The organism is Falsiroseomonas sp. RANM36 (assembly GCF_056682175.1).
Map to the genome: position 1 here is coordinate 66092 of NZ_JBWXTD010000006.1, position 9632 is coordinate 75723.

At 72.4% G+C, this 9632-nt stretch carries 8 protein-coding genes and 1 pseudogene; 1 reads left to right on the top strand and 8 read right to left on the bottom strand.

The genetic code is table 11. The features are described 5' to 3' along the window. A partial coding sequence (locus tag AC1MIR_RS21845; protein ID WP_480030300.1) for a M20/M25/M40 family metallo-hydrolase occupies nt 1-1362 on the top strand: 1362 nt, incomplete at its 5' end. Between the two features lie 7 nt (nt 1363-1369). Here the strand turns inward: AC1MIR_RS21845 and AC1MIR_RS21850 are convergent. The 8 genes and pseudogenes from AC1MIR_RS21850 to AC1MIR_RS21885 all read right to left on the bottom strand — a co-directional run. Continuing rightward, the gene (locus AC1MIR_RS21850; RefSeq protein ID WP_480030301.1) at nt 1370-2779 is read right to left on the bottom strand and encodes a protein kinase domain-containing protein; all 1410 of its coding nucleotides are present in this window, start codon (nt 2777-2779) and stop codon (nt 1370-1372) included. A gap of 2 nt (nt 2780-2781) precedes the next feature. Then, nucleotides 2782-3522 carry a metallophosphoesterase family protein gene (locus tag AC1MIR_RS21855; protein ID WP_480030302.1) on the bottom strand — a complete coding sequence of 247 codons (741 nt, stop codon included), beginning with the start codon at nt 3520-3522 and terminating at the stop codon, nt 2782-2784. Between the two features lie 3 nt (nt 3523-3525). Beyond that, the gene (locus AC1MIR_RS21860) at nt 3526-4440 is read right to left on the bottom strand and encodes a dihydrodipicolinate synthase family protein (RefSeq protein ID WP_480030303.1); all 915 of its coding nucleotides are present in this window, start codon (nt 4438-4440) and stop codon (nt 3526-3528) included. Next, the gene (locus tag AC1MIR_RS21865) at nt 4437-4940 is read right to left on the bottom strand and encodes a gluconokinase (RefSeq protein ID WP_480030304.1); all 504 of its coding nucleotides are present in this window, start codon (nt 4938-4940) and stop codon (nt 4437-4439) included. The genes AC1MIR_RS21860 and AC1MIR_RS21865 overlap by 4 nt, the downstream gene beginning before the upstream one ends. Next, the gene (gene gnd, locus AC1MIR_RS21870) at nt 4937-5887 is read right to left on the bottom strand and encodes a phosphogluconate dehydrogenase (NAD(+)-dependent, decarboxylating) (protein WP_480030305.1); all 951 of its coding nucleotides are present in this window, start codon (nt 5885-5887) and stop codon (nt 4937-4939) included. The genes AC1MIR_RS21865 and gnd overlap by 4 nt, the downstream gene beginning before the upstream one ends. A gap of 115 nt (nt 5888-6002) precedes the next feature. Then, on the bottom strand, nt 6003-6923 hold the full coding sequence (locus AC1MIR_RS21875; protein ID WP_480030306.1) for an MBL fold metallo-hydrolase: 921 nt from the start codon (nt 6921-6923) through the stop codon (nt 6003-6005). Between the two features lie 53 nt (nt 6924-6976). Further along, complete coding sequence (xdhB, locus tag AC1MIR_RS21880) at nt 6977-9268, bottom strand: xanthine dehydrogenase molybdopterin binding subunit (protein WP_480030307.1); 2292 nt, start codon at nt 9266-9268, stop codon at nt 6977-6979. Then, nucleotides 9268-9632 (bottom strand): annotated as a pseudogene (locus AC1MIR_RS21885) (hypothetical protein); the annotation flags it as partial. The pseudogene AC1MIR_RS21885 and the gene xdhB, both read right to left, overlap by 1 nt.

Below are 9632 nucleotides of genomic sequence, written 5' to 3' on the forward strand. Positions count from 1 at the left end.
GGGGCCGGGGGGCGCCCCCCCCCCCCCCCCCCCCCCCCCCCCCCCCCCCCCCCCCCCCCCCCCGCGGCCGGGGCGCCCGCCCGCGCCTGGTGGTGCCGGCGCCTCGCCGCGATGGGCTTCCGCGACGTCGGCGAGATCGGCGCAGGCGGCCACCCCGCCGTCACCGCGCGCTGGCACGGCGCGGGGCCGGAGGCGCCGACGCTGCTGGTCTATGGCCACTACGACGTGCAGCCGCCAGATCCGGTGGAGGCCTGGGCCTCGCCGCCATTCGATCTCACCGCGCGCAACGGGCGGCTGCATGCGCGCGGCGTGTCCGACGACAAGGGGCCGTCGCTGCTCGCGCTCGAAGCGGTGGGCGCCTATCTCGCCGCGGAAGGGCGCCTGCCGGTCAATGTGACCGTGCTGCTGGAAGGCGAGGAGGAGATCGGCTCGCGCACCCTCGCCGCGATGCTGGAAGGCAACCGCGACCGCTTCGCCGCCGACGCCGCGCTCTCGGCCGATGGCGCGCGCTGGCGTGCCGACCTTCCTACGATGACGATCGGTACGCGCGGCAACATGGCGATGGAGATCACGCTCCGCACCGCGGCGAAGGATCTGCATTCCGGCCGCTATGGCGGCGTCGCGCCGAATGCGCTGCATGCCATGGCGCGGCTGCTGGCGACGCTGCACGACGCGGAGGGCGAGATCCTCGTCGCGGGCTTCGCGGAGGGTGCCGCGCCGGTGACGGAGGCCGACCGCGCCGCACTCGCCGCCATCCCCTACGACGTCGCCGCGCATGACGCCGCCATCGGCATCGCGCCGAGCGGGCGCAGCAATGCGGCGTTCCTCGAGCGCCTGTGGCTGCGCCCGACGCTCGACGTCAACGGGATGTGGGGCGGCTACACCGGAGCGGGCGGCAAGACCGTGATCCCCGCCGAAGCGCACGCCAAGCTCTCGATGCGGCTGGTGCCGGGCCAGGTGCCCACGAAGGTCGCCGCCGCCCTCGCGTCGCATCTGCGCGCGCATTGCCCGAGGGGCGCGACGCTGGAGATCGCGGCAACCCGCGACGGCACGGTCGCGACACTGCTGGAAGGCGACCATCCGCTGCTGGTCGCCGCGGAGCGCGCCCTCGAAACCACCGCCGGCCGCAAGCCGCTGCGCGTGCGCATGGGCGCGACGCTGCCGCTGACCGACATCGTGCAGCGGGTGCTCGGCATCGGCACGGTGATGTTCAGCTTCGCCACCGCGGACGAGGATTTCCACGCGCCCAACGAGAACTGGCGGGAGAACGCGATCGAGGACGGCTTCGCCGCCTGGGTCGCGCTGCTGCGCAACCTGGACGGCAGCAGCCGCGCGGACTTCGCCGCGTTCCGGCGCGGATAGCGCTCGCCTACTCCGCTTCCACGCGCGAGCGCACCACCGTTACGCTGCAGGGCGCTTCCGCCGCCACCTCGGCCGAGACGCTGCCCAGCACGCGGCGCTTCAGCGACTGCGCGCGAGCCCCCATCACGATGTGGTCCACCCGATTCGCCCGCGCATGATCCAGAATGGCCGCGGCCGGGTTCACCGCCTCCAGCACGTGGAAGGTCGCGCGGCCTTCCGGCAGGCCGAGCGGCGCCGCCCAGTGCTTCAGCTCCACCAGGCGCTGCAGATGCTTGTTGTTGCCCTGCTCGTCCAGCGTCATGTCGAGCGCGATGCGGTTCTGCCGCAGCACGTTGAGGCAGGCGAGCCGCGCCTCCGGCAGGGTCGCCAGGATGCGCCCCACGGTGCCGCGCAGCGCCGCCTGCAGCGCCACATCCGTCTCGCTGAGGTCCACGGCGGCGATGACGATGGGCGCGGCCGCGCCGGCATCCTCCATCTCCGCACGCGTGCGCGCGAAGCGCGGCTGGTGGTCCGGGTGGAACCGGCGCTGGATGGTGCGCGCCCAGCCGTCGCGCCTCTCCTTACGCGCCCGCGCGGTCAGCGCAACCTGCCCGGGATGCCGCAGGTCGAAGGCGAGTTGCGCGGCGGTGGGATGCCTGCGCTCCGGCTGCACCTCCAGGCAGCGCAGGATCACTTCCTGCAGCCAGTCGGGACAGTCCTTGCGCAGCCGCCTCGGCGGCTGCGGATCGCGCCAGATCCGGCGCTTCAGGCCGTTCAGCCGCTGCGGATCGCCGAAGGGCCGCTCGCCGGTGGTGAAGAAATACAGCATCGCGCCCAGCGCGAAGAGGTCGCTGCGCGGCTCGCTGCGGATGCCCATGACCTGTTCCGGCGCCATGTAGGGCGCGGTGCCATAGGGCAGGCGGAATTCCTCCTCCATCAGGTCGGGCAGCAGCGCATGGCGCGAGAGGCCGAAATCCACCAGCACCGCCTCGCCGCCCGGCCGCGTGAGAATGTTGGAGGGCTTCACGTCCAGATGGACCACATGCTGCCGATGCAGCGAGTCCAGCGCATCGGCCACCTTCGCGCCGATCTCCGCGATCCGCTCGACGGGCAGCGGCAGCGTCTCGATCAGCGGCAGCAGGCTCGGGCCGGCGATGCGCTCCATCGCCAGGTAGGGCTGCCGGTCGAAGCCGCCGGCGCCGGCGAAGCGCGGCACATGCGGGCCGCTGAGGCGCGGCAGGATCATCTGCTCCATCTCGAAGGAGACGATCGCCGCCGGGTCCTCGCCTTCCGCCAGGCGCGGCACCTTCACCAGCAGGGGAAAGTCGTGCGCGGGATGCGTCGCCTCGAACAGCGCCGCCATGCCGCCGACATGCAGCTGCGCGCCGATGCGGAAGCCGTCGAGCTCCTGGCCTTCCTGCAGCATCTGCACCGCCATGCTCAGCGCCCCCGCGCCAGCCGCGCCGCAAGCCCTTCGGGCAGGCCCGCCGCGCGGATCTTTCGTGCCGCACCCTCGATGTCGTACGGCACGCGGAGGGTCGTGAGTTGGTTCGCCTCGGTGTCGAGCAGCGCATAGGCCGCGGCCGGATTGCCGTCGCGCGGCTGGCCCACGGCGCCCACCACCGCCAGCCAGCGGCGCGGCCGCGTCAGGGGCACGGCGACCTCCGCCATCGGCCGATGCGCCGCGATCTTCGCCGTGGCGGTCAGCCCGTACAGCGCGGGCACATGCACATGCCCGCACAGCACGACACGCGCACGCACGGCATCCAGCGCCGCGCGCGCATCCTCGGCATCGCGCGTGTAGCGCCAGCGCGTGGGATGCTGGGCATCGGCATGCACATAGAGCCGGTCCTCCTCCTTCACCTCCATCGGCAGCGTGTCGAGGAAGCGCTTCGCCGCATCGTCCAGCACCGCGCGCGTCCAGGCGGCGGCTGCGCCGGCGTCGGACGTCATGCCGCCGCGATCCTCAACCGCCGCCTCGTCATGGTTGCCCTTGATGACGACAGCGCCGGCCTCGGCCAGTTCGCGCGTGCGCTGCACCGCCCAGACGGGATCCGCGCCGTAGCCGACGATGTCACCCAGCAGCACCAGGCGCTGCGCGCCGCGCCGCGTCGCATCCGCCAGGCAGGCCTCGAAGGCCTCGCGGTTCGCGTGGATGTCGGAGAGGATCGCGATCCGCATCGCTCACCCCACGCCGGGATAGGGTCCGAGCTCGGCCACGAAGCGCCGCGCGCAATCCAGCCCGAACGGCGTGGGCGCCAGCGCCGGCGGGCGCTCGATCACCTCCGGCAGGCCCATGCGCCAACCGGTCATGCGCTTGCCGTAGCAGAGGAAGACCGCGACGCCCTGCATCGCGAAGGCGATCATCGGCGCGATGCGCCGATACTCGGCATCCGCGCCCGCATGATCGCCACCGGCAAACAGGTCGTACACCCGCGCCTGCACATCGGCGCATTCCGGCGCGGGAATCATGCCCGCGCAGCCCGCGCGCAGGCAGTCCGGCAGTTCGAGACCGGCGCGGCCGTTGAACACGGTGAGCGATCCACCCGTCGCCTCGATCAGCCGCTGCACATCCACCGCGCTGTCCTCGGCCTTGATCAGCTTGACGTTCGCGTGGTTGCGCGCGAGCGCCGCGACGCCGCCTGGCGAGAGCCCGACGCCGATATAGGCCGCGGCGTTCTGGATGCCGAGCGGGATGGTGCTGCGCCGCCCGACGAGATCGGCCACGCGGCCGTACCACGCCACGTATTCCGCTTCCGGCAGCCCGCGCACCGGCGGCGGCTGCAGGATGATCCAGCTGGCACCCAGCGCCTCCGCGTCCAGCACGAACTGCGCCGCGTCCCCCGCCGTCGCTTCGGCGACGGTGACCGCGAGCGGAACGCGCCCGCCGATCTCCTCCGCGCTCCAGCGCACCACATCGCGCTTCTCCGCCGGCGAGAGCTTGTTCACCTCGGTCGCGAGGCCGAGCACCGCGAGGCCATGCGCGCCGCCGGCCAGGCAGCAGCGCACCTGCCGGCGCATCGCCGCCTCGTCCAGCCGGCCATCGGGGCCGAAATACGCATAGAGGATGGGATAGATGCCGCGGAACCCGGTGCTCATCTTGCGTCCTCCCGGAGGGCTGCGATCGCGTCGTCCACCAGCGCATCCGGCGTCGCCGCGACGTCGAGCGTGATCACGCGCTCGTCCGGCGTCGGCGTTTCGAGTGTCGCGAACTGGCTCGGCACCAGGCTCGCCGGCATAAAGTGTCCCTGCCGCGCCGCCTGCCGCGCGGCGACCAGAGCAACATCGCCATGCAGGTGAATGAAGCGCAGGCCGGGCGCCGCGGCGCGCAGCCGGTCACGATAGACGCGCTTCAGCGCGGAACAGGTCACGACGCAGCCCGTCGCGCGATGCGCCGCCAGATGCGCGCCGATCGCGTCCAGCCAGGGCCAGCGATCGTCATCGGTCAGCGGCTGCCCCGCGCTCATCTTCGCGATGTTCGCCGGCGGGTGGAACTCGTCCGCGTCGCGGAACGGCACGCCGAGCCGCTCCGCCAGCTTCGTGCCGACCGTGCTCTTGCCCGCGCCGGTCACGCCCATCACGACGACAACGGCACTCATTTCGGCTCGAGATGCCCGCCGAAGGCATTCCGCATCGCGCTCAGCGCGCGGTCCGCGAAGGGCCCCTCCTGGCGCGAGCGGAAGCGCGCATAGAGCGCGGCGGAGAGCACCGGCGCCGGCACCGCGCTCTCGATCGCCGCCTGCACCGCCCAGCGGCCTTCGCCGGAATCGCCGACGCGGCCGGTGAAGCCCGAAAGCTCCCCGTCATGCGCCAGCGCCTGCGCCGTGAGGTCGAGCAGCCAGGACGCCACGACGGAACCGCGCCGCCAGGCTTCCGTGATGTCCGGCACGGGAAGCTGCGCGTCATGCGCGTGCAGCAGCTCCAGCCCCTCCGCCATCGCCTGCATCATCCCGTATTCGATGGCGTTGTGGACCATCTTGGTGAAGTGCCCGGCGCCGTTCGGCCCGCAATGCACATAGCCGTTCGGCGGGCGCGGATCGGCGCCGGCATCGCGGCCCGGGGTCAGCGACGCGGCGTCCTCGCCGGGCGCCAGTGCACGAAAGACCGGATCGAGCCGCGCGACGGGTTCCGCCGGCCCGCCGATCATCAGGCAGTATCCCCGCGCAAGCCCAAAGACGCCGCCGGAGGTGCCGATGTCGAGGAAGTCGAGCCCCTTCCCGCGCAGCATCGCGCCGCGGCGCTGCGCATCCTTCCACATCCCGTTGCCGCCATCGATCGCGACATCGCCGGGCGAGAGCAGCGTCGCGAGTTCCGCCAGCGCGCCCTCGGTCGCGTCGCCCGCCGGCAGCATCACCCAGACCGCCCGCGGCGGGGCGAGGCGGCGCACGAGGTCCGCCACGTCGCTCGCCGCTTCCGCGCCCTCGGCGGCGAGCGCGGCCACGGCGGCGGGATCGCGGTCCCACACCACGGCGCCGATCCCGGCCCTGCCCAGTCGCCGCACCAGATTGGCGCCCATCCGGCCGAGGCCGATCATCCCGAGGCGCATGCTTCCTCCCGCGCGTGTTCAGCAAGGGTGCGCGGCCCCCACCCGCCTCGCTGCGCTCGGCGGGCTGGGGGTCGCGCGACCTTCGTCGTCGCGCCAGAGTGCGGGCGCCCGGGCCTCAGGACAAGGCGCTGTCCGGAACCTTGGCCTTCACCGGAATCTTCAGGTAGCGCACCCCATTCGCCTCCGCCGCCGGGAAGCGGCCGGCGCGGATGTTCACCTGGATCGAGGGCAACAGCAGCGTCGGCGCCGAGAGCTTCGCGTCGCGCTGCGTGCGGAAGGCGACGAACTCCTCCTCCGTCCTGCCGTCCTTCACATGCGGGTTCTGCGCGCGCTGCTCGGCGACCGTGCTCTGCCACGCGAAGACGTCGCGCCCCGGCGCCTTGTAGTCGTGACACATCCACAACCGCGTCTCCGGCGGCAGCGCGAGCAGGCGGCGGATCGAGTGGTAGAGCGTGCGCGCATCGCCGCCCGGGAAATCCGCCCGCGCCGTGCCGTAGTCATGCATGAAGATCGTGTCGCCCACGAACACGTCGCAGACGCCCTGCGGCTCCGATTGCGGCGGCAGGATGCGATAGGCGACGCAGGCCGGCGTGTGGCCGGGCAGATGCATCACCTCCACGTCGAGTGAGCCGATCCGAAAACGCTCGCCGTCGCGGAACAGGTGGTCGAAGTCGCCGCCTTCGGGCAGCATGTCCTGCAGGTTGAAGACCGGGCGGAAGATGGTCTGCACCTGCTTCACGCCCTCCCCGATGCCGATGCGGGCGCCCGTCTCGCGCTTGATCCAGGGCGAGGCGGTGAGGTGATCGGCGTGGACATGCGTCTCCAGCACCCAGTCCAGCGTCACGCCCTCGTCGCGCGCCGCGTCGAGCAAGGCCCGCGCCGATTTCAGGTCGGCCTCGCCGCTGCGGTTGTCCCAGTCCAGCACGGGATCGATCACCGCGCCGCGCTTCGTCGTGCGGTCCCAGACCAGGTAGCTGACCGTGTTGGTCGGCTCGTCGAAGAACGCCCGGATCGCCGGGCCACCAGCCTCTGCCATGCCGTCCTCCCGCCAAGGCGGGAGGGAGCATATCCTACTCCCCGCCCGGGCCGTCAGCCCTTGTTGCGCAAGGCCATCAGCACCCTCTCTGGCGTGGCGGGCAGGTCGAGGGCCGGCGTGCCGATGGCATCCTTCAGCGCGTTCCACACGCTGGTCGCCAGCAGCAGCGGCGGCTCGCCCACGGCCTTGGAGCGGAAGATCGTGTCCACCCGCGCCGGGGCGCTTTCCAGCAGCCGCGTGCGGAACACCGGCGGCACGTCGCGTGATCCTGGTATTTTGTACGTCGAAGGTCCGACCGTACGGAGGCGACCCTGCGTGTCCCACCACAGCTCCTCGCAGGTCAGCCAGCCCATGCCCTGCACGAAGGCGCCCTCGATCTGGCCGAGATCCACGGCAGGGTTCAGGCTGCGCCCGCAATCCTGCAGCAGGTCCGCGCGCAGGCAGCGATGCTCGCCGGTCAGCGTGTCCACCGCCACCTCCGCCACGGCCGCGCCGTAGGAGAAGTAGAAGAAGGGATTTCCTTTCATTGCCACCGGATCCCAGTGGATGTCGGGCGTGCGGTAATGCCCCGTCGCGGAAAGACTGACGCGTTCCAGGAAGCAGAGCTTGGCGAGCTCGCCGAAATCCAGCCAGCGGTTGGCGCCGGCGCGCTCGGCCCAGGCGCGGTTGTCGGCGAAGACCACCGCCTCCGGCGCGATGCCCCATTTCGCCGCGGCCACCTCCGCCATGCGCCCGCGGATCGCGACGGCCGCGTTGTGCGCCGCCCAGCCATTCAGGTCGGAGCCGGTGGAGGCCGCGGTCGGCGCGGTGTTCGGCACCTCCGCGGTGGAGGTCGCGGTGATGGCGACGCGGTCGAGATCCACGCCGAAGGCCTCGGCGACGACCTGCGCGACCTTGACGAACAGTCCCTGCCCCATCTCTGTCCCGCCGTGGTTCAGCCGAATGGAGCCGTCGGAATAGACATGCACCAGCGCGCCCGCCTGGTTCAGGTGGCGCAGGCCGAAGGAGATGCCGAAGCACAGCACCATGCTGCCCAGGCCGCGCCGCAGCGTCGGGTGCTGCGCGTTGAAGGCGGCGATCTCCGCGCGGCGGCGATCCCAGTCGGAATCCGCCTGCGCCTCCGCCCAGACCCGCGCGATCAGGTCGCCTTCCACCCGCTGGCCATAGGGCAGCTCGTCGCTGTTCCCGCCGACACCGAGGAAGTTTCGCGCGCGCACCGCCTCCGGCGTAAGCCCCAGCGACGCGGCCACGCGATGCACGACATCCTCCATCAGCAGCGCGCCCTGCGGGCCGCCGAAGCCGCGGAAGGCGGTATTGGAGACGGTGTTGGTCTTCACCGCGCGCGCGGTGATCGCCACCGCCGGCACGTCGCAGCAATTCACCGCATGCGTCACCGCGCGGAACACCACGCCGCCGGACATGTCGAGGCTCCAGCCACCATCGGCGGCCAGCAGCGCCTCAAGGCCCGTGATGCGCCCGGTCTCGTCGAAGCCCGCGGTCCAGCGATAGAGGAAGGGATGGCGCTTGCCGGTGGCGATCATGTCGGCCCGACGCGGCAGGCGCAGCTTCACCGGTCGGCCGGTGACGCGCGCGCCGATCGCCGCCGCGGCGGCGACCCAACTCGCATTGCTCTCCTTGCCGCCGAAGCCGCCGCCCATGCGCCGGCAGGTCGCCGTCACCTGATTGTAGCCGGCGCCCAGCACGCGGGCGACGATGTGCTGCACTTCCGAGGGATGCTGCGTGGAGGAGACCACGGCCATGTCGCCGCCCTCGCCAGGCGTCGCCAGCGCCACCTGGCCTTCCAGGTAGAAATGCTCCTGCCCGCCCGCGCGGAACTCCGCCGACAGGTGGCGCGGCGCGGCGGCTATGGCGGCGGCCGCATCGCCGCGTCGGATCACCTGCGGCGGCACCACTTCCTGGCCGCGTTCCAGCGCATGCTCGATGGTGAGCACCGGTTCCAGCGCCGCGATTTCTGGCTGCACCGCGGCCGCAGCGCGCAGCGCCTGGTCGCGCGTGGTCGCGACGACCATCGCCAGCGGCATGCCGGCGAATTCCACCACCGGATCGGCGAACAGCTTTTCCTTCTGTGTCGCGGGGCCGATGTCGTTCTCGCCGGGCACATCGGCCGCCGCGATGATCGCGACGACGCCTTCCATCGCCCGAGCCGCCTCGGTCCGCAGCGCGGTCAGCGTGCCATGCGGCACAGTCGAGAGCACCAGCGCCGCATGCAGCGTGCCCGGCACCTCCGGGATGTCGTCGGCGTAGCGCGCCTCGCCGGTCGTGTGCTTCAGCGCGCTGTCATGGCGCAGCGCGGCGCCGACGGATTTCGTGGCGATCCCGTCCATCACGCGACCTCCAGCGCGGTCACGTCATGCACCAGGTCAGGCCGTGTCGCGCGCAGATGCAGGCGCCGCAGCAGCCCCTGCGCCACCGCCAGGCGGTAGGCCGCGCTGCCGCGCCAATCCGACAGCGGCGCGATGTCCTTTTGCAGCGCTGCGGCCGCCGCCTCCACCGCCGCCGCGTCGAGCGCCTTGCCGAGCAATGCCGCCTCCGCGCCCGCCGCGCGGATCACCGTCGCGCCCACGCCGCCGAAGGCCAGCCGCGCCTCCGCCACGATCTTCGTCCCGCGCGCCGCCCGCGCGGCCCCCCCAGCGGCGCGCCCCCCCCTCGCCCCGCCCCCCGGCGCGCTGGGCGGGGCATGCCGCGTGG

Coding starts and splice junctions, on each gene's coding strand:
- AC1MIR_RS21850 (WP_480030301.1), bottom strand. CDS start 2,779: ATGGCGGTGCAGATGCTGCAGGAAGGCCAGGAGCTCGACGGCTTCCGC.
- xdhB (WP_480030307.1), bottom strand. CDS start 9,268: ATGGACGGGATCGCCACGAAATCCGTCGGCGCCGCGCTGCGCCATGAC.
- AC1MIR_RS21865 (WP_480030304.1), bottom strand. CDS start 4,940: ATGAGTGCCGTTGTCGTCGTGATGGGCGTGACCGGCGCGGGCAAGAGC.
- AC1MIR_RS21855 (WP_480030302.1), bottom strand. CDS start 3,522: ATGCGGATCGCGATCCTCTCCGACATCCACGCGAACCGCGAGGCCTTC.
- gnd (WP_480030305.1), bottom strand. CDS start 5,887: ATGCGCCTCGGGATGATCGGCCTCGGCCGGATGGGCGCCAATCTGGTG.
- AC1MIR_RS21860 (WP_480030303.1), bottom strand. CDS start 4,440: ATGAGCACCGGGTTCCGCGGCATCTATCCCATCCTCTATGCGTATTTC.
- AC1MIR_RS21875 (WP_480030306.1), bottom strand. CDS start 6,923: ATGGCAGAGGCTGGTGGCCCGGCGATCCGGGCGTTCTTCGACGAGCCG.